Origin of the sequence: Clavibacter michiganensis, assembly GCF_016907085.1 — a bacterium.
GTDB lineage: Bacteria > Actinomycetota > Actinomycetes > Actinomycetales > Microbacteriaceae > Clavibacter > Clavibacter michiganensis_O.
Genome location: NZ_JAFBBJ010000001.1, coordinates 522767 through 545178 on the forward strand (window position 1 = coordinate 522767; position 22412 = coordinate 545178).

A 22412-nucleotide genomic window follows, 5' to 3' on the forward strand; every position below is an offset into this window, starting at 1 on the left:
GCCGGGCGGCGACCTAGGCTCGGAGGGTGAAGATCGAGCGATACACCCATGGCCACCACGAGAGCGTCCTCCGCGTGCACAGCGCGCGGACCGTCCGGAACTCCGCCGCCTACCTGGAGCCGCACCTGCGACCGGGGCTGGACGTGCTGGACGTCGGGAGCGGACCCGGGACCATCACGGTCGAGCTCGCCGACCTCGTCGCCCCAGGGCGCGTCGTGGGAATCGACATGTCGGACGAGGTCGTGCGGCAGGCGTCGGAGCTGGCGGCGTCGCGCGGCACGTCGAACGTCGAGTTCGTCATGGGATCCGTCTACGAGCTGCCCTACGCCGACGCGTCGTTCGACGTCGTGCACGCGCACCAGGTGCTGCAGCACGTCGGCGACCCCGTCCGCGCGCTGGCGGAGATGCGCCGCGTCACGCGTCCCGGCGGTCTCGTCGCGGCCCGCGACGTCATCTACTCGAAGGTCGCGCTCTTCCCCGAGTCGGACGGGCTGCGGCTGTGGGCCGACGTGTACCTGCCCGTGCACCGCGCGAACGGCGGCGAGCCCGACGCGGGATCCCGCCTGAAGGCGTGGGCGCGCCAGGCGGGCTTCACCGAGATCGCGTCGAGCGCGTCGGTGTGGTGCTTCTCCTCGGACGACGAGCGGGACTGGTGGGGCGGCGCGTGGGCCGACAGGGCTGTCGCCTCGTCGTTCGCGGGCCAGGCGCGCGAGGGCGGCTTCGCGACGGACGACGACCTGCAGGCGATCCGCGCCGGCTGGCAGGAGTGGGCCGCGGACGACGACGGCTTCCTCGCGATGCCGCACGGCGAGATCCTCGCCCGGCGGTGACGCGCGGCGGCGCGGTCAGTCGTCGAAGGGGTCGTCCGTCGACTCGCCGGGGATCGTGATGGTCGCCGCGTCCTCGATCGGGTCGTAGCGGATCACCGTGCCGTCATCGAGCTCGACCACGGGCTTGCGCTCGAGCCACGTGAGCGTCCAGCGCCACTGCGAGGTGTCGGTCTCGAGGGCGACGACGTCGGACTCGACCGTCTTCACGGCGAGCAGGACGACCTCGGGCAGGTCCGCCGGGGCCACGCCGCCGACGGGCCAGCGGGTGCCGAGCTGCATCAGACGTCCTGCTCGTAGGTGACCCACGTGGTGCGGCGGGCGACCCGGTCGTAGAGGCGCTGCGCGTCGGCGTTGTCCTCGGCGGTGATCCACCGGAGCATGCTGGCGCCGTCGCGGCGCGCGACCTCGGCCACCGCGGTGATGAGCTGCTCGCCCACGCCCTGGCGGCGCGAGATCTCGCGCACGTACAGGTCGTCGACCAGGAGGCCGTCCGTGCCGCGGGCCAGGCGCGAGAAGCGGTGGAAGTGCGCGAGGCCGACGAGTGAACCCTCGTGCGCGTCGTCGACGGCGACGAGCGCGGAGCTCGCGTGCTGCTCGTCGATGAGGTGGCTCCAGGCGAGCACGGCGGCCTCGTCCGTGAGCTCGGTGCCGTAGAACTCGGCGTAGCCGGCGAACAGGTCGAACCAGGGGAAGAAGTCGCCGTCGCGGACGGGGCGGATCGAGATGGTCATGCGCGGTTCTCCTCGTGCTGCTCGGCGGGGGCGAGCGTGATGCGGGTGACGGCGGGGCCGTCCCCCTCGGTGAAGGTCAGGTCGGTGATGCGGCCCACGGCGCGGAGGTCCCGCGCCACGAGCTCGAGCGAGCGGATGTCCTCCGGCGACGCGGAGACCACGGCCTCGGCGACCGGGGTCTTCTGCGAGGCCTTGGCGTCGGTCTTGGCGCGGCGGATGCCCACGAGCGCGCGGCCGGCGAGGGCCAGGAGCCGCGGATCGGCCGAGCCGCCGGTCGCCGGGGCGTCCGGGGTCGGCGCGATCGGCCAGGGCGCGGTGTGGATCGAGCCGTCGTGCGACCAGCTCCACGCCTCCTCGGCCGCGAACGGCACGAAGGGCGCGAACAGGCGCAGCAGCACGTCGAGCGCCTCGCGGAGGGCCGCGACGGCGGATCCCCGGTCGGCCGGGTCGGCGTCGGCCGAGTAGGCGCGGTCCTTGACCAGCTCGAGGTAGTCGTCGCAGAAGGTCCAGAAGAAGCTCTCCGTGACCTCGAGCGCGCGGGCGTGGTCGTACTCCTCGAGCGCGGTGGTGGCCGTCTCGACGACCTCGGCCAGGGCGGCGAGCATCCCCACGTCGATGGCGTGCGTGGCCCGGGCGCCCTCGGGCGCCTCGAAGGACAGGATGAACTTCGCGGCGTTGAGCACCTTGATCGCGAGCCGGCGGCCGATCTTGATCTGCGTCGGGTTCTGCGGGTCCATCGCGGCGTCGACCCCGAGGCGGGCGGACGCGGCCCAGTAGCGCACCGCGTCGGAGCCGAACTGCTCGAGCGTGGCGGCGGGGGTGACGACGTTGCCCTTCGACTTCGACATCTTCTTGCGGTCGGGGTCGAGGATCCAGCCGGAGATGGCGGCCGTCTTCCACGGAGCCTGGCCGTGCTCCAGCTCGGCGCGCAGCACGGTGGAGAAGAGCCACGTGCGGATGATGTCCTGGCCCTGCGGGCGCATCGAGAACGGGAAGACGAGGTCGAAGAGCTCGGGGTCGCGCTCCCAGCCACCCGCGAGCTGCGGCGTGAGGGAGGAGGTGGCCCAGGTGTCCATGACGTCGAGCTCGCCCTGGAAGCCGCCGGGCACGCCGCGCTGGTCCTCGGCGAAGCCGGGGGCGGGATCCGACGACGGGTCGACGGGCAGCTGGTCCTCGGTGGGCGTGATGGCCTTCGCGAACTCCGGGTTGCCGTCGGCGTCGAGGGGGTACCAGACGGGGAGCGGCACGCCGAAGAAGCGCTGGCGGGAGACGAGCCAGTCGCCGTTGAGGCCGCCGACCCAGTTCTCGTAGCGCACGCGCATGAAGTCGGGCACGAAGCCGATCTCCCGGCCGCGCGAGATGAGGCCGGCGCGGAGCTCCTCGTCCCGGCCGCCGTTGCGGATGTACCACTGGCGGGTCGAGACGATCTCGAGGGGCTTGTCGCCCTTCTCGTAGAACTTGACGGGGTGGGTGATCTTGCGCGGCTCGCCGATCAGCTCGCCGGACTCCGTGAGGAGCTCGACCATGGCGGCCTTCGCGGAGAACACGGTCTTGCCGGCGAGGGCGGCGTACGCCGCGCGGCCGGCCCCCGACGTGATCGCGGCGGGCGCCTCGGAGACGATGCGGCCGTCGAAGCCGACGATCGCGCGGTTCTCGAGCTGCAGCTCGCGCCACCAGACGACGTCGTTGAGGTCGCCGAAGGTGCAGACCATGGCGATGCCGGATCCCTTGTCGGGCTGCGCGAGGTGGTGCGCGAGCACGGGGACCTCGACGCCGAAGACCGGCGTCGTGACGGTGGTGCCGAACAGGCCCAGGTAGCGCTCGTCGTCCGGGTGCGCGACGAGGGCGACGCACGCCGCGAGGAGCTCGGGGCGGGTCGTGTCGATGATCACGTCGTCGCCGCCCGCGCGGTGGAACGCGAGGCGGTGGTAGGCGCTCGGCTGCTCGCGGTCCTCGAGCTCGGCCTGCGCGACGGCGGTGCGGAAGGTGACGTCCCACAGGGTGGGGGCGTCGGCCTGGTACGCCTCGCCGCGGGCGAGGTTGCGGAGGAACGCGCGCTGCGAGGCCACCTGCGCCTCGGCGCCGATGGTGCGGTAGCTCTGGCGCCAGTCGACGCTGAGGCCGAGCGTGCGGAAGAGGTCCTCGAACTGCTTCTCGTCCTCCTCGGTGAGGCGCTCGCACAGCTCGATGAAGTTGCGGCGGGAGATGGGCTGCTGGTCGCCGGGCTTCGACGTGCCGCCGGTCTCGGCCGGCTGGTACGCCGGGTCGTAGGGGAGCGTCGGGTCGCAGCGGACTCCGTAGAAGTTCTGGACGCGGCGCTCCGTGGGGAGGCCGTTGTCGTCCCAGCCGAGCGGGTAGAACACGCTCTCCCCGCGCATGCGGCGGTAGCGGGCGATGACGTCGGTGTGCGTGTAGCTGAAGACGTGGCCGATGTGCAGGGATCCGCTCGCCGTGGGCGGCGGGGTGTCGATGGAGAAGACGGTGCCGGCGGCGGCCTCGTCGCGGCGGAAGTCGTACGTGCCGTCGGCCTGCCAGCGGCCGCCCCACTTCGCCTCGAGACCCTCGAGGGCCGGCTTGTCAGGGACCCGGGCGACCTGTGCGGCCGTGCCCTGCGCGGTGTCCGGACGTCGTTCGTCTGCCATGCGTGCTCCGGTTCCCTCAGTGTGGACGGCACCGTGTCGATGGTGAGGTGCCTTCTGTGCGGGGTTCACGCTACCGGATGGGGGCGCGGAGGCCGGATGCGGGGGCGGGGGCGCCCGTGCATCCGGCCTCCCCGGCTAGGCGGGCGCGGGCGTCGCGGTCTCCCGGAAGGCCTGGCGCATCCGGTCGAGGCGGGCCGTCAGCTCCGCGGGCACCCGGCCGTCGAAGCGGGCGAAGTGCGCGTCCACGGCGTCGAGCTCGTCGAGCCAGAGCGCCGGCTCCAGCGCCAAGAGCTCCTCGAGCGCCCCGTCGGCGAGGTCGAGACCCTGGACGTCGAGGTCCTCGGGCAGGGGCAGGCCGCCGACGGGGGACGGCCGGACGGGCACGCGGTCCTCGACGCGGCGCACGATCCACTCGAGCACGCGCGCGTTCTCGCCGAAGCCGGGCCAGAGGAAGGAGCCGTCCTCGCCCTTCCGGAACCAGTTGACCTGGAAGACGCGCGGCGCGCCGGCGCCGAGTCCCCGTCCGACCTCCAGCCAGTGCCGCCAGTGGTCGGCCATGTCGTAGCCGCAGAAGGGCTGCATCGCGAAGGGGTCGTGGCGGAGCTCGCCGACCCTGCCCTCGGCGGCGGCCGTCTGCTCCGACGCCATGGTCGCGCCGACGAACACGCCGTGCTCCCAGTCGTCCGCCTCCGCGACGAGCGGGACGTTCGTGGCGCGGCGCCCGCCGAAGAGGATCGCGTCGACCACCACGCCGTCGGGGTCGTCCCAGTCGTCCGCGAGCGACGGGCACTGCTCCAGGCCGACGGTGAAGCGCGCGTTCGGGTGGGCGGCGGGGGTGCCGGATGCGGGCGACCACGGGTTCCCCTGCCAGTCGACGAGACCCGCGGGCGGTGTCGGGGTCATGCCCTCCCACCACACGTCGCCGTCGGGGCGGAGGGCGACGTTCGTGTAGATCGCGTTGCCCCAGATCGTGGACATGGCGACGGGGTTGGTGGCCTCGCCCGTGCCGGGGGCCACGCCGAAGAGGCCGCGGTCGGGGTTGACGGCGCGGAGGCGGCCCTGCACGTCGGGGCGGAGCCAGGCGATGTCGTCGCCCAGCGTCTCGACCCTCCAGCCGGGGATCGTCGGCGTGAGCATCGCGAGGTTGGTCTTGCCGCACGCCGACGGGAACGCGGCCGCGACGTGGAAGCGCCGGCCCTCCGGGCTCGTGATCCGGATGAGGAGCATGTGCTCCGCGAGCCAGCCCTCGTCGCGCGCCATGACGGAGGCGATCCGGAGCGAGAAGCACTTCTTGCCGAGCAGCGCGTTGCCGCCGTAGCCCGAGCCGAACGAGATGATCTCGCGGTCCTCGGGGAAGTGGCAGATGCGCTTGTCGGCGTTGTGCGGCCACGGCACGTCGGCGGTGCGGCGGCCCCGCTCGTCGACGAGCGGCGCGCCGAGGCCGTGCAGCGCGCGGACCCACGCGGTGTCGGGGCCGATGAGGCGGAGCGCCTCGTCGCCCATCCGGGTCATGAGCGCCATGCTGGCGACGACGTAGGGGCTGTCGGTGATCTGCACGCCGAGCTGCGAGATCGCGCCGCCGAGCGGGCCCATGGAGAACGGGACGACGTAGAGGGTGCGGCCGCGCATGGATCCGGCGAACAGCCCCTCCAGCTCGGCGCGCGTCCGGGCGGGGTCGCGCCAGTTGTTCGTCGGGCCGGCGTCGGCCTCGTCCCGCGAGCAGATGAAGGTGCGGTCCTCGACGCGCGCCACGTCGGCCGGGTCGCTGCGCGCGAGGAAGCTGTGCGGGCGCCACTCGGGGTTCAGCCGGATGAGCGTGCCCGCGTCGACCATCTCGCGCGTGAGGCGGTCGTACTCGGCGACGCTGCCCGTGCACCAGACGACCCGGTCGGGGAGCGTGAGCCGGGCGACCTCGGCCACCCACTCGGCGACGCGGGGATCGCGGCAGTGCGCGGGTGCTGCTGCCCCGGGCGGGAGCGGGACGGGGCCGGGCGCGGGGGCCGGGGATGCGGGCGAGGCGGCGGCGCGTGCGCGGCCGGTGGAGGTGGCAGGTGGTGCGTCCTGGATGCTGGTCATGGATCCGTCCCCTTCGATCGGTCTGTTGTTCCAGCCTGCGACCGGTCAGGATGGGGTTCGGGGATCCGACCGCGTGAAGAACGCCGGATGTTCACGGAGAGGTGAAGGCATGGACCAGCTCGTCATCGGTCGGCGCATCCGGCATGCGCGCAAGGGCGCCGGTCTCACGCTGCAGGCGCTGGGGGAGCGGGCGGGGATCCTGCCGAGCCAGCTGAGCATGATCGAGAACGGCCGGCGCGAGACGCGGCTGTCGACGCTGGGGAGGATCGCGGGCGCGCTCGGGGTGGACGTCACGCACCTGCTCGCGGCCGACGCGCCGGACGCGCGCTCGGCCCTCGAGATCGAGCTCGACCGGGCGCAGCGCTCGTCCCTCTACGGCTCGCTCGGGCTGCCGGCCGTGCCGGCGAGCCGGGCGCTCCCGCAGGAGACGCTCGAGGCGCTGGTCGGCCTCCACCGCGAGCTCGCGCGGCGCGAGCGCGAGTCGATCGCGACGCCCGAGGAGGCGAGGCGGGCGAACACGGAGCAGCGCCTCATGATGCGGCAGCAGGACAACCACATCCCCGCCATCGAGGAGATGGCCGAGCGGATGCTCGCCGACGTCGGCCACCGGAGCGGCGCTCTATCGCACCGCAGCGTCAGCCGCATGGCCGAGGGGCTCGGGTTCGAGCTCATCTACGTGGACGACCTGCCGCGGTCGACGCGTTCGGTCACCGACATCGGGGAGGGGCGGATCTACCTGCCGCCCGCGTCGATCCCCGGCGGCCACGGCCTCCGCTCGATGGCGCTGCAGGCGATGGCGCACCGCGTGCTCGGGCACGAGGAGCCCGCGAGCTACGCGGACTTCCTGCGGCAGCGGCTCGAGATCAACTACTTCGCGGCCGCGTGCCTCATGCCGCTGACGCAGTCGGTGGAGTTCCTCGCCGAGGCCAAGGCGCGGCGCGACCTCGCGGTGGAGGACTTCCGCGACGCGTTCGGCGTCACGCACGAGGCGGCCGCGCTCCGGCTCACGAACATCAGCACGACGCATCTCGGCCTGCGCGTGCACTTCCTGCGCGTGGGCGGCGACGGCGCGGTCTACAAGGCCTACGAGAACGACGGCCTGCCGCTGCCCGTCGACGTGACGGGTGCCGTCGAGGGCCAGCCGGTGTGCCGGGAGTGGGCGGCGCGCGGCGCGTTCGACCGCACCAACCGCACGACCGAGTTCCACCAGTACACGGACACGCCCGCGGGGACGTTCTGGTGCTCGACGCAGACGGGATCCACCGCCGAGGGCGAGTACTCGATCTCCTTCGGGGTGCCGTTCGCGCACGCGAAGTGGTTCCGGGGACGCGAGACGACGGCCCGGAGCGTGTCGCGGTGCCCGGACGAGTCGTGCTGCCGTCGCGCGGATCCCGAGGACGCCGGCCGGTGGCGCGACCGGGCGTGGCCGAGCGCCCGGCTGCACGCGCACATCCTCGCGCCCCTGCCGCGCGGCGCGTTCCCCGGGGTGGACGACCGCGAGCTGTACGCCTTCCTCGACCGGCACGCCGGGGCGTGACGCCGGTCGACGGGCCGGCTAGCGCGGCGCGGCGTCCGGGTCCAGGCGGGGGACGGCGTCGAGGAGCGCCCGGGTGACGGGGTGCGTCGGGCGCGTCAGCACGTCGTCGGCGGATCCGCGCTCGACCACGCGCCCGTCGCTCATCACCAGCACCTCGTCGCTCATGTGCGCGACGACGCCGAGGTCGTGCGAGATGAGGAGCAGGCCGAGGCCCAGTCGGCGCTGCAGCTCGTCGAGGAGGTCGAGCACCTGCGCCTGCACGGCGATGTCGAGCGCGGAGACGGGCTCGTCGCAGATCAGGACGTCGGGCCGGGCCGCGATGGCGCGCGCGATGGCGACGCGCTGCCGCTGGCCGCCGGACAACCGGGCGGGACGGCGGCGGAGGATCGCGGGATCGAGGCCCACCTGCGCGAGGAGCGTGGCGGGGGAGTCGAACGCGTCCGCCCCGCGGAGGCCGGCGACCGCGAGGGCGTCCTGGAGGATCCGGTCGACGCTCCAGCGCGGGTCGAAGGACGCGAGCGGGTCCTGGTAGACCGCGCCGACGCGCGCGCGTCGGCTGCGGCGGTCGCGCTCGGGCACGCCGCTCCACGGGGCGCCGTCGAGCGTGACGGCGCCCGCGTCCGGCTCCTCGAGCGCGAGCAGCAGGCGGGCGACCGTGGTCTTGCCGGAGCCGGATCCGCCGACGAGGCCGAGCGTTCGTCCGCGGCGCACCTCGAGGGACACGTCGTCGACGGCGGTGCGCGCGGATCCGGCTGCGCCCCGGTAGGAGCGCGTCAGGCCGGTGGCGCGGAGGAGGACGCGGTCGTCCGGGTGCGGAGCGGCGATCGTCGCCGGCGATGCGGCGGCCGCGTCGATCCGGGCCTCCGACAGCGCCACGCCGCGTGGGACGCCCGTGGGCACGGCGGCCACGAGCGCGCGCGTCCGGCGGTGGGCAGGCGCGCGGAGCACGTCCGCGGTGGGGCCCTCCTCGACGACGCGGCCGTCGTGCATCACGGCGACGCGGTCCGCGAGCCGCGCCACGACGGCGAGGTCGTGGCTGACGAGCAGGGTCGCCTGGCCCTGCGTGCGCAGGTCGGCGAGCAGGTCGATGATGCGGGCCTGCACGGTGGCGTCGAGCGCGGTCGTGGGCTCGTCGGCGACGAGGAGCGGCGGATCCAGCGCGAGGGCGGCCGCGAGCAGCGCCCGCTGCCGGAGCCCGCCCGAGAGCTCGCCGGAGCGCTGGTGCACGCGCGTCGCGGGATCCGGCATGCCCACGCGCTCGAGCAGCTCGAGGACGCGCGCACGCCGGGCGCGCGGGTCCCGCATCCCGTGGATCCGGAGGGCGTCGCCGATCTCGCGCCCGATGGGGCGCAGCGGGTCGAGCGAGGAGAGGGCGTCCTGCAGCACGAGGCCCACGCCGGATCCCCGGACGCGCCGCCACTCGCGCGGACCCGCGGTTCGGAGGTCGCGGCCCCCGACCTCCAGGACGTCCGCGCGGACGTCGGCGCCCGGACCGGCGAGGCCGAGGAGGCTCCTCGCGGTCACGCTCTTGCCGGAGCCGGACGTGCCGACGAGCGCGAGGCACTCGCCCGGCGCGATCCGCAGGGAGACCCCGTGCACGACGGGGACGCCGTCGAAGGAGACCCGCAGGTCCTCGACGCGCAGGGCGGGCGGCGTCGCGGGCGCTGCCCGACCGGATCCGGCGCTCACGATGCGCGCACCCGTCGCTCGAGCGCCCGACCGAGCACGGTCGACGCGGTGGCGGTCAGCACGATCATGAGGCCGGGCACCACGGTCAGCCACGGCGCCGAGCCGATGTAGGTGCGGCCGGCCGCGAGCATGGCGCCCCACTCGGGATCCGGCGGCACGGTGCCGAGGCCGAGGTAGCTGAGGGACGACGCCCACACGATCGCCTGGCCCACGCCGAGCGTGCCGAGCACGAACAGCGGAGCCGCGGTGTTCGGCAGGATGTGCCGCGCGAGCACCACGACCGGCGGACGGCCGAGCACGGTCGCCGCCTCGACGTACGCGGAGCGGCGCACCGACATGACCCGTCCGCGGATGATGCGCGCGTAGCCGGGCGCGGCGGAGATCCCGACGGCCAGGGTGGCGCTGCCGATGCCGGGCCCGAGGATCACGATGAGGAAGAGAGCGAGCAGCAGGCCCGGGAAGGCGAAGACCACCTCGATCACGCGGTTGACGGCGAAGTCGGCGACCCGGCCGAGCAGCGCGGCGGCGAGCCCGAGGACCGCGCCGAGGCCGAGGCCGATGGCCGTGGCGCTCACGCCGATCACGAGGCTCGGGCCGGCACCGTGCACGACGCGCGTGAGCACGTCGCGGCCGGACTCGTCGGTGCCGAGGAGGTGGCCGGGGCCGGGCGCGCGGAAGGCCTCGGCGGGCGCGATGGCGAGGGGGTCGCCGGGCGCGACGAGCCCGGGGGCGAGGGCCGCGGCGAGGAGCAGCACGACGACGATCGCGGCGGCCGTCGTGCCGGCGGCGGCGAGCACGCGGACGGGCGGCCGCGACGGCGCGGCGTCGAGGAGCGTGGCGGCGCGGGGGTCGCTCATCGCGCGGCCGCCGGGATGTCGGCGTCGGCGCGCGCGGCATCGGGCTCGCCGTCGACGGGCGCGGACGCGGCGCTGCCGGGGAGGGGCACGGGCCCCGTGCGCGCGTCGACGAGCCGCGGGTCCACGATGCGGGCGAGCAGGTCGGTCACGGCCGTGAGCACGATGTAGATCACCGCCACCACGAGCACCACGCCGACGATGACCGGCACGTCCCTGCTGGTCACGGCGGAGAGCGCCGTGCGTCCGAGGCCGGGTCGGGCGAAGATCTGCTCGACCACCACGGCCCCCGAGATGAGGAAGCCGAACGCCCATCCCGACAGCGCGATCCCGGGGGCCGCCGCGTGCCGCAGAGCGTGCCGCAGCCGCACGCCCGCCTCGGACTCGCCGCGCGCCCGGGCCGCGAGCGCGAACGGGGAGTCGAGGGCGTCGAGCAGCGCCTCGCGCATGATCTGCCCGAGGAACCCGGCGAGCGGGATCGCGAGCGTGAGCACGGGGAGCACGAGGCCCGCCGGCGAGGACCCGCTCACGGCCGGCAGCCAGCCGAGGCCGGTGGAGAAGACGAGGATCAGCACCACGCCGATCCAGAAGTGCGGCAGCGACGCCGCCACGATCTCGACGCCCGCGCCCACCGCACCGGCGAGACGGCCCGCGCCCGTCGAGACGAGCGCGAGGCCGAGCGCGAGGATCCACGCCACGGCGAGCGCGAGCACCGCGAGCAGCAGGGTGCCCGGCAGCTGCCGCGCGAGCACCGCGACGACGTCCTCGCGCAGCGCGTACGACCGGCCGAGGTCGCCCTGCGCGAGACGCCCCAGCTGCGCGAGGTACTGCACGAGGACCGGCTGGTCGAGCCCGTACTCGGCGCGCACGGCGGCGACCGCCTCGGGTGGCGCCTGCGAGCCCGGCCCGCCGAGGATCGCCTGCGCGGGGTCGCCCGGGATCAGCCGCACCGCGAGGAACGTGACGGTCGCGACCGCCCACAGCACGAGGACCGCGCCGCCGATCCGGGCCACGACCGCCCGCAGGAGCGCGGGTCGACGGGAGCCGGGCGCGCGGACGGCGCGGCCGCGCGTCACCGGGCGAGCCAGGTGTCGTACAGCGTCGGCGTGGAGACCGACGGCAGGGCGCGCAGGCCCTGGACGGCGGTGCCGTGCAGGAAGTGGTTCTGCTGGTCGTAGAGCGGCAGGATCCAGTACCCGGCCATCACGCGCCGCTGCACGTCGGCGTAGAGCGCGTTCCGCCGGTCGAGGTCGGTCGTGGCGCTCGCCTCGGCGAGCGCCTGGTCGATCTCCGGCACCGACACCTTGGCGTGGTTGGCGAAGTAGCCGCTCGGCGCGGGAGTGATGCCGGAGGTGTCGTAGAGGATCCGCAGCACGTCGGGTCCGGCCTTCGTGTACGGCGCGCTCACGAGCTCGTACGCGTCGTCGCCGAGCGCCGCGTACCAGGAGGCGAGGTCCATGGGCTCGAGCTGCACGTCGAAGCCGACCTGCTTGGTGGTGGCCTGGATCTGCTCGAAGAGCGACTGCTCGGCGGGGATCGACTGGTTGGTGCTCACGGGGAAGCGGAGCGTGAGGCGCTTCCCGTCCTTGGTGCGGATCCCGTCGGCGTCCTTCGCGGACCAGCCGGCCTCGTCGAGGAGCGCGGCGGCGCGGTCGGCGTCGATGCCGAAGAGGTCCGGGTCGGAGACGGCGGCCGGCTCCGTGCTCGCGAGCGGCGAGTAGGAGCGCTCGGTGGTGCCCTGGAAGAGGGCGGTGATCCCCGCGTCGACGTCGGCCGCGCGGATGAACGCCTCGCGCACGCGCTCGTCGTCGAAGGGCGCCTGGCCGGAGTTCAGCTCGATGCGGTTGGAGGCGCCCGGTCGAGGCGCGTCCAGCTCGCCGAGGGCGCCGCCCGCGGTCGCGGACGCGATCGCGTCGGGCTGCGCGTTGTCGATCACGTCGACCTCGCCGCTCTGCAGGGCCGCGTAGCGGGAGGCGGCGTCCGGCAGGAAGCGCCAGTCGATGCGGTCCAGGTACGCGGGGCCGCTGTGCGCGGCGTCGGCGGGCGGCGACGAGTAGGCGTCGTTGCGCACGAGCGAGATCGACTGCTGGCGGTCCCAGCGCTCGACGCTGAACGGGCCGGTGCCGATGGGCTGCGCGCAGTTCGCGTCCGTCCCGCGCGCGATCCCGGCGGGCGACTCCATGGCGAGCCACGGCTGCGAGAGGGACTCGAGCAGCGCGCTGTCGGGCGTCGAGAGGGTGAGCTGCACGGTGGACGCGTCGACCGCGGTCGCGTCCGTAATCGCCTGCAGCGCGAGGTAGCCGGTGGAGGAGAGGGTCGCGGGATCCTGCACGTGGCGGATGTTCGCGACGACCGCGTCCGCGTCGAAGGGCGTGCCGTCGGTGAAGGTCACGCCCTGGCGCAGCTTCAGCGTGAGGCCGAGCCCGTCGTCGCTCCAGGTCCAGCTGTCCGCGAGCCAGGGCGTGATCCCGCCCTTCCCGTCGAGCGACACGAGCGGCTCGAGGAACTGGGACGACACGAGCGCCTGCGGGTAGTTGCCGCCGACGTGCGGGTCGAGGCACTCGGGCTCGGCGTCGCCGGACGCGTAGACGAGCGTGCCGCCGGAGACGGGCGTGGTCGGCGCCTCGGGTCCGGCCGAGGTGCAGCCGGTGAGGACGAGGGCGGTCGCGGCGAGGGCGCCGAGGGCCGCCAGGGCGCGGGTGCGCGAGGTGGGGATCATGGGGGCTTCCGATGTGCGCGCCGCTCGGGCGCTGGTGCGGGTGTTTCTGTACCGCGTCCAACAATACGCGGCTGACGACGTCCCGGTGCGCCAGGATGGGCGCATGACCTCCGCCCGCCCCGCCGGCCGCCCGCGCCGCTCGTCGCGCGCGACGCTCGAGGAGGCGGCCGCGGAGCTCTTCCTCGAGAACACCTACGCCGCGACGACCGTGGAGCAGATCGCCCAGCGGGCCGGGGTCAGCCGCGCCACGTTCTTCAATTACTTCGCCTCCAAGGCCGACCTCCTGTGGGCCGGGCTCGACGACACCCTGCGCGCGTGCGGCGAGGCGCTCGCGTCGGTGGATGCCGCCAGCCCGGCCGTCGACGGCGTGGTCGATGCGCTCATCGGCGCCGCCCGGTCCCGCGGCGAGGGCTGGCTGCCGCTCGCCCTCACGCAGCACGAGGTGATGGGCCTCGGCGCCGACGTCGCGGGGGAGGGCGTGGCCCGCGCGGCCCCGCTCGTGGATCCCGTCGCGCAGGCCATCGCGCGCGCGTCCGGCCGGCGGGCATCCGCCGCGCCCGTGCGGGTCGCCGCCGCCGTGATCGCCGCTGCGACGGCCGCCGCGGTCGTCGCGTGGGCGGGTGACGGCGTCGGGCGCGGCCCGCTCGAGGACGCCGTCCGCCTGGCGCTCGATCCCCTCCGACCGGCGCTCACGGCCGCGCTCGCCTGACCGGCGGGCCGCGCCCGGGCCTGGGGTCGATCCGGCGTCGCCCGCCGGTTCCCCCGTACCCTGGCCGCGCGGCGCGACCGCGTCCGCTCCCTCGACGATGAGAAGGACCGCCATGCCCCGCACCCCCGCCCTCCGCCGCGTCCCGCTCCGCCGTCCGCACCGGCTCGTACCCGTCCTGCTCGCGCTCCTCGTGGCGGTCGCCGGCCTCGCGACCGTCGGGCCCGCCGGATCCGCGTCGGCCGTCGCCGCCGGTTCCGGCAGGGCCACGCACTACTCCCTCGGCCCGGACGGCAGCACGACGAACGGGAACTGCTCCCTCCCGTCCATCCCGACGGACCGCCTCTACGTCGCGGTCGGCCCCGACGACTACGCCGGCAGCGCCGCGTGCGGCACCTACCTCGACGTCACCGGCCCGCGCGGCACGGTCCGCGTCGAGGTCGCCGACCTCTGCCCCGAGTGCGAGCACGGCCACCTCGACCTCAGCGAGGAGGCGTTCCGCGCCATCGGCGACTTCGACGCCGGCATCATCCCCATCTCGTACGCGCCCGTCGCGGACCCCGCGGTCCCGCCGCTCGCCTTCCGCGTCAAGGACGGGTCGAACCCGTACTGGACGGCGATCCAGGTCGTGGACGCCGGGACGGAGCTGCGCTCGGTCGAGGTGCGGGCCGGCGCGGGATGGACGCCGCTCTCCCGGACCACGTACGGCTACTGGCTGGCCTCGTCGGGGCTCGGCGCGGGCCCCTACACGGTGCGCGTCACGGACGTCTCGGGCCGCACGGCCACCGTCCCGGGGATCGAGCTCGACCCGGGCCGGCTGCAGCGCAGCGGCGCGCGCCTCGGGTGAACGGATCCGGGTGCGCGGCGAGCCCTGCCGCGCACCCGGCCGCGCGGGCGAGGATGTCCGCATGACCTCCGACGCCCCCGGCCCGTCCGACCTCGCCGCCCTCGCCTCCTCGTTCGGATCCGTCGCGGACCAGTACGACCGGGTCCGCCCGGGCTATCCCGACGACGCCGTCGAGTGGATGCTCCCGGCCGGCGCCCGCCGCGTCGTGGACCTCGGCGCGGGCACCGGCAAGCTCACCCGGCTGCTCGCCGCGCGCGGGCTCTCCGTCACCGCGGTCGAGCCCGACGCGGAGATGCGGCGGGTCCTCCGGGCGGCATCGCCGGGCGTCGACGTCGACGTCCGGGCGGGCAGCGGCGAGGCGATCCCGGTGGGCGACGGCGAGGAGGACGCCGTGCTCGTGGCCCAGGCCTGGCACTGGATGGACGCGGGGTCCGCGGCCCGCGAGGCCGCGCGCGTCCTCCGTCCCGGTGGGCACCTCGGCATCGTGTGGAACATGATGGACGGGGAGGTCGACTGGGTCCGCGAGCTCGACGCCGTCCTCGAGGCCGGCCGGCGCCACGGCGGACGCGCACCGGAGCCCGGCCCGTTCCCCGGCTTCGGCCCGGTCGAGCACGCGTCGTTCGCCCACGTGCACCGCACGACCCCCGAGGAGGTGGTGGAGCTCGCCGGATCCATCAGCCGCATCATCACGCTCCCCGACGTCGAGCGCGCCCGCGTCCTCGACGACATCCGCACCCTCCTCGCGGGCCACCCGGACACGGCCGGCCGCGACGTGCTCGACCTGCCCTACCGCGCCGACGCGTACCGCGCCCAGCTCGGCGGCTGACCGCGCCCGATCGCTCGACGGCGGCGCGCTAGGATGTGGGTCACAGGCGCCGATCCGGCCATCACCGGGGAGCCTTCGGAAGAAAGCCCCGGAGACGGGGTCGGTAGAACCGAACGGGTCGGGCCCGTCATCGCCTCAGGAGAGTGGTCGCGCGTCGCGCGGCAAGCGGGGTGGTACCGCGCTCGGGGATCCGCACCAGGGATCCGGGCGTCCTCGCGGAGATCCTCATCGCCGCAGGAGCCGCCATGACCTACCCCCGTCCCGTCCCCGACGACCCGAGCGCCCCCGACCAGGTCGCCGCGAGCCCGCGCTTCCCGGATGTCGAGAAGGGCATCCTCGCGTTCTGGAAGCGCGACGACACCTTCCGCGCCTCCGTCGAGCGTCGCGAGGGGTGCGACGAGTGGGTCTTCTACGACGGCCCGCCCTTCGCCAACGGCCTCCCGCACTACGGGCACCTCCTCACGGGCTACGCCAAGGACGCCTTCCCGCGCTTCCAGACCATGCGCGGCAAGCAGGTCCACCGCCGCTTCGGCTGGGACACGCACGGCCTCCCCGCCGAGCTCGAGGCGATGCGCCAGCTCGGGATCACGGAGAAGAGCGAGATCGAGGAGATGGGCGTCGAGGAGTTCAACGCCGTCGCCCGCCGCTCCGTGCTCGAGTACACGGGCGAGTGGGAGGACTACGTCACGCGCTCGGCCCGCTGGGTCGACTTCGAGGACGACTACAAGACGCTCGACCTCGACTTCATGGAGTCGGTCATCTGGGCCTTCAAGCAGCTGCACACCAAGGGCCTCGCCTACGAGGGCTTCCGCGTGCTGCCGTACTGCTGGCACGACCAGACGCCGCTGAGCAACCACGAGCTGCGGATGGACGACGACGTCTACCGCATGCGCCAGGACCAGTCGGTCACCGTCACGTTCCCGCTCGTCGGCGCGAAGGCCGAGTCGCTCGGCCTCACCGCCGTGCGCGCGCTCGCCTGGACGACCACGCCCTGGACCCTCCCGACCAACATGGCGCTCGCGGTCGGGCCGGACATCGTCTACGCCGTCGTGCCCGCCGGTCCCGCCGGCACGCCCGATGCCGAGGCGCCCGACGCGCTGCCCCGGGAGTCCTCCGTGCAGCTCGCGGCCGAGGTGTTCGGATCCGAGTACCTCATCGCCCAGGACCTCGTCGGCAACTACGCCAAGGACCTCGGCTACGCGTCCGCCGACGAGGCCCGCGCCGCCGTCTCCCGCACCGTGCTCGGCCGCCAGCTCGAGGGCGTCGCCTACGACCGGCTCTGGGACTTCTACGCCGACACGGAGGCGTTCGGCACCGAGAACGCGTGGCAGGTGCTCGTCGCCGACTACGTCACGACCACCGACGGCACCGGCATCGTCCACCAGGCCCCGGCCTACGGCGAGGAGGACCAGCAGGTCTGCGCCGCCGCCGGGATCCCCGTGATCCTCTCGCTCGACGAGGGCGGCCGCTTCGTCGACACCGTGCCCGACGTCGCGGGCGAGCTGTGGTCCGACGCCGGGAAGACGCTCACGCGCATGCTCAAGGCGCAGGGCCGCCTCATCCGCCAGGCGAGCTACGAGCACTCCTACCCGCACTGCTGGCGCTGCAAGAACCCGCTCATCTACAAGGCCGTCTCCAGCTGGTTCGTGCGCGTCACCGACTTCCGCGACGACATGGTGCGCCTCAACCAGGACATCGAGTGGACGCCCGAGAACGTCAAGGACGGCCAGTTCGGCAAGTGGATCGGCAACGCCCGCGACTGGTCCATCAGCCGCAACCGGTTCTGGGGCAGCCCCATCCCGGTGTGGAAGAGCGACGACCCGGCCTACCCGCGCATCGACGTCTACGGCAGCCTCGACGAGCTCGAGGCCGACTTCGGCGTGCGCCCGACCGACCTGCACCGCCCGTTCATCGACCGGCTCACGCGCCCGAACCCCGACGACCCGACGGGGAAGAGCACCATGCGCCGCATCGAGGACGTGCTCGACGTCTGGTTCGACTCGGGGTCCATGCCGTTCGCGCAGGTGCACTACCCGTTCGAGAACCGCGAGTGGTTCGACGCGCACAGCCCGGCCGACTTCATCGTCGAGTACATCGGCCAGACCCGCGGGTGGTTCTACACGCTGCACGCGCTGTCGACGGCGCTGTTCGACCGGCCCGCGTTCTCGAGCGTCGTCAGCCACGGCATCGTCCTCGGCAACGACGGCCAGAAGATGTCCAAGTCGCTCCGCAACTACCCGGACGTCAACGAGGTGTTCGACCGCGACGGATCCGACGCCATGCGCTGGTTCCTCCTCGCGAGCCCCGTGCTCCGCGGCGGCAACCTCGTGGTCACCGAGGAGGGCATCCGCGAGGGCGTCCGCCAGGTGCTGCTGCCGCTCTGGAGCACCTGGTACTTCTTCTCGCTCTACGCCAACTCCGCGCAGCCCGACGGCTACGAGGCGACGCGGGACACGACGAGCGACGACGTGCTGGACCGCTACATCCTGGCCCGCACGCGCCGCCTGGTCACCGAGGTCACCGAGCACATGACCGCGCTCGACTCGACGCTGGCCGCCGCCTCCCTCCGCGACTTCGCCGACGTGCTCACCAACTGGTACGTGCGCCGCAGCCGCGACCGCTTCTGGGCGGGCACGGAGGCCGGCGACACGCGCGCCTTCGACACCCTCCACACGGTCCTCGAGACCGTGACCCGTGTCGCCGCGCCGCTCCTCCCGCTCGTGTCCGAGCGCATCTGGAAGGACCTCACCGGCGGGCGCAGCGTCCACCTGGAGGACTGGCCGGAGCCCGACGACCTGCCCGCGGACGACCGCCTCGTCGAGGTGATGGACCGGGTCCGCCAGGTCGCCTCGACCGCGCTCTCGCTCCGCAAGCAGTCCGGCCTCCGCGTGCGCCAGCCGCTCGCGCGCCTGACGGTCGTGAGCGACGACGCCGACGGGCTCGCCCGCTTCGAGGACATCCTGCGCGACGAGCTCAACGTCAAGGCCGTCTCCGTCGAGGAGCTGACCCCCACGAGCGCGGCCGACGCGGGCATCACGCGCCGCCTCACCGTCAACGCGCGCGTCGCCGGGCCCCGCCTCGGCAAGGGCGTGCAGCAGGTGATCCAGGCCGCCCGCCAGGGCGACTGGACGGAAGCCGACGGCGAGGTCGTCGCGGGCGGCACGCCGCTCGTGGCCGGCGAGTACGAGCTGGTGCTGGAGGTGGCGGGCGACCGCGCCGACCAGGCGCTCGCGCTCCTGCCGGGCGGCGGGTTCCTGCTGCTCGACACCGCGCTCACCCCCGAGCTCGAGGCCGAGGGCCTCGCGCGCGACGTGGTGCGGAACGTGCAGGACGCCCGGAAGGGCGCGGGGCTCGACGTGAGCGACCGCATCTCCCTCGTGATCCGGCTGGACGCGGCGGGCGCGGAGCAGGCCGAGCGGTTCCGCGACCTCATCGCGCGTGAGACCCTGGCGGTGGCGCTGCGGATCGACGCGGACGCCCCGGCGGATCCGGATCCCGGCATCACCGTCGGCGGCGGATCGCCCCTGTACATCGAGGTGGAGCGAGCATGAGCGACCAGCGGGGCGGACAGCCCTTCGACGACGACGAGCCCCGGCGCGACGACGACTTCGAGCCGGAGACGGACGAGGGCGTCGACGCCGCGGCCCGCGCGCTCGACCCCGACGTCGACGGCCTGAGCGACGACCAGCTCTTCGCCGACGACGCCGCCGAGCTCCGCCGCGAGGCCGAGCAGTCGATCGTCGCCGGCCGCGAGGTCGACGACGAGAACTACTTCGAGCGCGAGGGCGACGCCGTCTACCAGGCGCTCCTCGCGCGGATGGGGGAGCAGGCGCCCCAGCCGCGGCTCTCCGCCACCCGCCGCGTGGTCGAGCTCCTCGGCGACCCGCAGCGCGCGTACCCGATCGTGCACGTCACCGGCACCAACGGGAAGACCTCGACGAGCCGGATGACCGAGAGCATCCTGCGCGCCGCGGGGCTCCGCACCGGCCTCTTCACGAGCCCGCACCTCGTGCGCTTCAACGAGCGCATCGTGGTCGACGGCCTGCCGATCAGCGACGAGGCGCTCAGCCGCAACTGGGCCGACGTCGAGCCGTTCATCGTCCTGGTCGACCGGGAGCTCGTCGCCGCGGGCGAGGAGCCGGTCACGTTCTTCGAGGCCCTCACGGTGCTCGCGTTCGCCTCCTTCGCGGATGCGCCCGTCGACGTCGCCGTGATCGAGGTCGGCATGGGCGGCGAGTGGGACAGCACCAACGTCGGCGACGGCCAGGTCGCCGTCTTCACGCCCGTCTCGCTCGACCACACGCAGCGGCTGGGGTCCACCGTCGCGGAGATCGCGCGCACCAAGTCCGGCATCGTGAAGCCCACCGCGGACGTCGTCTCGAGCGCGCAGCTCCCCGAGGTCGTGGCCGAGCTCACCCGCGCGGCCGAGCTCACGGAGTCCACCTGGTCGATCGAGGGCGAGCGGTTCCGCCTCCTCGACACGACCCTCGCGGTGGGCGGCCAGGTGATCAGCGTGCAGGGCCTCGCGGGCACCTACCGGGACGTGTTCCTGCCGATGTTCGGCGCGCACCAGGCGCAGAACGCCGCGGTGGCCATCGCCGCGGTCGAGTCGTTCCTCGGCGGCGGCGACCACGCCATCCACGACGACGTGCTCGCGGAGGGCCTCGCCACCGCGACGAGCCCGGGCCGCCTGCAGGTCGTCGGCACCGAGCCGACCGTGCTGGTGGACGCCGCGCACAACCCCGCCGGTGCCGCATCGCTCGCGGCCGCGCTGCCCGTCTACTTCACGTTCGACCGCGTCACGGCCGTCATCGGCGTGCTCGCGGACAAGGACGCGGAGGGCATCGTGCGCGAGCTCGCGCCCGTCGTCGACCACTTCATCGTCACCAGGTCCACGTCCGAGCGCTCGGTGGATCCCGACGAGCTGGCCCGCATCGTCGTCGGCGTCGTCGGCCGCGACCGCGTCACCGTGGAGCCCGACCTCCGCACCGCCCTCGAGGACGCGCGCGACTCCGCCGGCGAGACCGAGAAGGGCGCGGCGCTCGTCACCGGCTCGATCCTCCTCGTCGGCGAGGCCATCGCCCACGCCGCCGACGAGGGCTGGAAGACCGCGTGAGCGCCGACGGCCGCCCGGCCCGCACGCGACGGCCGCGCCCGCCCCGCACGACGGTCGAGATCCTCGGATCCATCGTCATGGGCTTCCAGGTCATCGTCGTGTTCCTGGCCAGCCTGGTCGCCTTCGGGCTCGAGGCGCTGCCGGCGCTCCCCGCGCTCGGCGGCGGCGCGCTGCTCGTGATCGCCATGCTCGCGGTCGTCGGCACCCTGCGCACCCCGCTCGGCATCCGCGCCGGCTGGGTCGTGCAGGTGCTCGTCGTCCTCACCGGCTTCGTGCTCCCCGCCATGTTCGCGGTCGGCGGCTTCTTCCTGCTGCTCTGGATCTACGCCATGGTGCAGGGCGACCGCATCGACCGCGAGAAGGCGGCCGCGCGGGGCGCGTGGGAGCAGGCCATGCTCGACGAGCAGGCCGCGCCGGGCCACGACCGCCCCACCGACCACCGACCGACCACCGAGCCGCCGGCTCCCACCCCGTAGGAGGCACCCATGTCCGCTCCCGTCCAGGAGACCCTCGTCCTCGTCAAGCCCGACGGCGTCGCCCGCGGCCTCACCGGCGAGATCCTCCGCCGCATCGAGGCCAAGGGGTACCAGATCGTCGACCTCCGCATGGTGCAGGCCGAGCGCGCCCTGCTCGAGCAGCACTACGAGGAGCACCAGGGCAAGCCGTTCTACGAGCCGCTCGTCGAGTTCATGGAGTCGGGCCCGATCGTCGCGGTGCGCGTCGCCGGGAATCGCGTCATCGAGGGCTTCCGCTCGCTCGCCGGCACGACCGACCCCACGGGCGCCGCCCCCGGCACGATCCGCGGCGACCTCGGCCGCGACTGGGGCCTCGCCGTGGCGCAGAACCTCGTGCACGGCAGCGACTCGCCCGAGTCCGCCGCGCGCGAGCTCGCGCTCTGGTTCTAGGACCCGGACGAGAAGAGGGGCCGACCGGCATCCGGTCGGCCCCTCTCGTCGTCCCGGCGGCTCAGCCGAGGAGCGTCGGGATCAGCGCCGGGAACGTGGAGACGATCGCGACCACGATGATCGCGTAGTTGAGCACGACGACCGCCCAGGTGTACGGCGCCACCGCGTCGGCGGCCCGGCGGATCCCGGCGGGCAGCGGCAGCAGCCCCGCGCGTGCGGTCGCCGACAGCGTGCCCCACCACAGCGGGATCATCGCGCTCCACACCAGGAGGCAGTAGGGGCAGAGCGCGCCGATGACGAAGACGCTCTGGGTGAAGAGCCACGTCACGAAGACCCAGCCGGCGAACGTCCCCAGCGCGAACAGCGTCCAGAACCAGCGCGCGAACCGGGCGCCCGCGACGAGCCCCATGCCGAGCACGATCGGCACCACGAAGGCCGCCACTCCGATGAGCGGGTTGGGGAAGCCGAACAGCGATCCCTGCGGCGACTCGATGACGGTGGCGCAGGAGATGAACGGGTTGACGTCGCACGACAGCGACGCGCCCGGGTTCTCCAGCAGGTGCAGCCGGTCGAGCACGAGCACGAATGCGCCGATCCAGCCGACGACGCCCGTGACGACGAGCAGGACGGCCAGGGAGCGGGGGTGCGCGGGGGCCCGGGTCGCGGTCATGCGGCGATCATGGCAGACGGGGGAGCGCCGACCCTGACGGCCGGGTGGGCGTCGGCGTGCGATACTGGCAGGCAGGTCGGACCGCCGCGCGGGACGACCGCCATGAAGAGTCTTTACCGGGGCACACCCGGGCCACCCGGCATAGCCGGCGGCGGATGGCCAGTTCCGTACCAGTGCGCACGACCGAAGCCTCGGGCCGGACGTCGCAGACCAGGATCGACGGAGAGCCGCGTACGCGGGGATCCACTCGGAGAGCTACCGGGG

18 protein-coding genes are annotated in these 22412 nt (G+C 74.1%); 9 read left to right on the plus strand and 9 right to left on the minus strand.

The window, feature by feature from the left end:
* Nucleotides 1–26: 26 nt before the first annotated feature.
* Nucleotides 27–830 carry a methyltransferase domain-containing protein gene (locus JOE38_RS02380; RefSeq protein ID WP_204574693.1) on the plus strand — a complete coding sequence of 268 codons (804 nt, stop codon included), beginning with the start codon at nt 27–29 and terminating at the stop codon, nt 828–830.
* Nucleotides 831–845: 15 nt separating this feature from the next.
* Here the strand turns inward: JOE38_RS02380 and JOE38_RS02385 are convergent, their stop codons facing one another.
* The 4 genes from JOE38_RS02385 to JOE38_RS02400 form a co-directional block, all read right to left on the minus strand.
* Nucleotides 846–1109, minus strand: a complete 264-nt coding sequence (locus JOE38_RS02385; protein WP_204574694.1) for a hypothetical protein — start codon at nt 1107–1109, stop codon at nt 846–848.
* Nucleotides 1109–1561, minus strand: coding sequence for a GNAT family N-acetyltransferase (locus JOE38_RS02390; RefSeq protein ID WP_204574695.1), 453 nt, complete (start codon nt 1559–1561; stop codon nt 1109–1111). Before JOE38_RS02390 ends, JOE38_RS02385 begins: the two co-directional genes overlap by 1 nt.
* The gene (valS, locus tag JOE38_RS02395) at nt 1558–4203 is read right to left on the minus strand and encodes a valine--tRNA ligase (RefSeq protein ID WP_204574696.1); all 2646 of its coding nucleotides are present in this window, start codon (nt 4201–4203) and stop codon (nt 1558–1560) included. Before valS ends, JOE38_RS02390 begins: the two co-directional genes overlap by 4 nt.
* 135 nt (nt 4204–4338) lie before the next feature.
* Nucleotides 4339–6279: a phosphoenolpyruvate carboxykinase (GTP) gene (locus JOE38_RS02400; protein ID WP_204574697.1), complete on the minus strand. Its 1941-nt coding sequence runs from the start codon at nt 6277–6279 to the stop codon at nt 4339–4341.
* Between the two features lie 109 nt (nt 6280–6388).
* Here JOE38_RS02400 and JOE38_RS02405 point away from each other — a divergent pair, with 109 nt between their 5' ends.
* Nucleotides 6389–7816, plus strand: coding sequence for a helix-turn-helix domain-containing protein (locus JOE38_RS02405; protein WP_204574698.1), 1428 nt, complete (start codon nt 6389–6391; stop codon nt 7814–7816).
* An 18-nt stretch (nt 7817–7834) separates the two neighbouring features.
* Here the strand turns inward: JOE38_RS02405 and JOE38_RS02410 are convergent, their stop codons facing one another.
* Genes JOE38_RS02410 through JOE38_RS02425 form a run of 4 tightly spaced genes read right to left on the minus strand, consistent with a single transcriptional unit; the run spans nt 7835 to nt 13078 of the window.
* Nucleotides 7835–9505, minus strand: coding sequence for a dipeptide ABC transporter ATP-binding protein (locus tag JOE38_RS02410; RefSeq protein ID WP_204574699.1), 1671 nt, complete (start codon nt 9503–9505; stop codon nt 7835–7837).
* The gene (locus tag JOE38_RS02415) at nt 9502–10362 is read right to left on the minus strand and encodes an ABC transporter permease (RefSeq protein ID WP_204574700.1); all 861 of its coding nucleotides are present in this window, start codon (nt 10360–10362) and stop codon (nt 9502–9504) included. Before JOE38_RS02415 ends, JOE38_RS02410 begins: the two co-directional genes overlap by 4 nt.
* Nucleotides 10359–11435, minus strand: a complete 1077-nt coding sequence (locus JOE38_RS02420) for an ABC transporter permease (RefSeq protein ID WP_204574701.1) — start codon at nt 11433–11435, stop codon at nt 10359–10361. Before JOE38_RS02420 ends, JOE38_RS02415 begins: the two co-directional genes overlap by 4 nt.
* The gene (locus JOE38_RS02425; protein WP_204574702.1) at nt 11432–13078 is read right to left on the minus strand and encodes an ABC transporter substrate-binding protein; all 1647 of its coding nucleotides are present in this window, start codon (nt 13076–13078) and stop codon (nt 11432–11434) included. Before JOE38_RS02425 ends, JOE38_RS02420 begins: the two co-directional genes overlap by 4 nt.
* 103 nt (nt 13079–13181) lie before the next feature.
* On the opposite strand from JOE38_RS02425, the gene JOE38_RS02430 reads away from it, so the two are divergent.
* The 7 genes from JOE38_RS02430 (at nt 13182) to ndk (ending at nt 21478) form a co-directional block, all read left to right on the plus strand.
* On the plus strand, nt 13182–13787 hold the full coding sequence (locus JOE38_RS02430) for a TetR/AcrR family transcriptional regulator (RefSeq protein WP_204574703.1): 606 nt from the start codon (nt 13182–13184) through the stop codon (nt 13785–13787).
* 112 nt (nt 13788–13899) lie between these two features.
* A complete protein-coding gene (locus JOE38_RS02435) occupies nt 13900–14631 on the plus strand; it encodes an expansin EXLX1 family cellulose-binding protein (protein ID WP_239544732.1) in 732 nt (243 codons plus the stop codon).
* A gap of 61 nt (nt 14632–14692) precedes the next feature.
* Nucleotides 14693–15457, plus strand: coding sequence for a class I SAM-dependent methyltransferase (locus JOE38_RS02440; RefSeq protein WP_204574705.1), 765 nt, complete (start codon nt 14693–14695; stop codon nt 15455–15457).
* 245 nt (nt 15458–15702) lie between these two features.
* Nucleotides 15703–19008, plus strand: a complete 3306-nt coding sequence (ileS, locus tag JOE38_RS02445; RefSeq protein WP_204574706.1) for an isoleucine--tRNA ligase — start codon at nt 15703–15705, stop codon at nt 19006–19008.
* Nucleotides 19005–20573 (plus strand): bifunctional folylpolyglutamate synthase/dihydrofolate synthase, encoded by a 1569-nt coding sequence (locus tag JOE38_RS02450; protein ID WP_204574707.1) that lies wholly within the window; start codon nt 19005–19007, stop codon nt 20571–20573. Before ileS ends, JOE38_RS02450 begins: the two co-directional genes overlap by 4 nt.
* The gene (locus JOE38_RS02455) at nt 20570–21049 is read left to right on the plus strand and encodes a DUF4233 domain-containing protein (RefSeq protein WP_204574708.1); all 480 of its coding nucleotides are present in this window, start codon (nt 20570–20572) and stop codon (nt 21047–21049) included. The genes JOE38_RS02450 and JOE38_RS02455 overlap by 4 nt, the downstream gene beginning before the upstream one ends.
* Nucleotides 21050–21058: 9 nt before the next feature.
* Nucleotides 21059–21478: a nucleoside-diphosphate kinase gene (ndk, locus tag JOE38_RS02460; protein WP_012038171.1), complete on the plus strand. Its 420-nt coding sequence runs from the start codon at nt 21059–21061 to the stop codon at nt 21476–21478.
* A gap of 61 nt (nt 21479–21539) precedes the next feature.
* Here the strand turns inward: ndk and JOE38_RS02465 are convergent, their stop codons facing one another.
* Complete coding sequence (locus JOE38_RS02465) at nt 21540–22148, minus strand: vitamin K epoxide reductase family protein (RefSeq protein ID WP_204574709.1); 609 nt, start codon at nt 22146–22148, stop codon at nt 21540–21542.
* Nucleotides 22149–22412 lie beyond the last annotated feature (264 nt).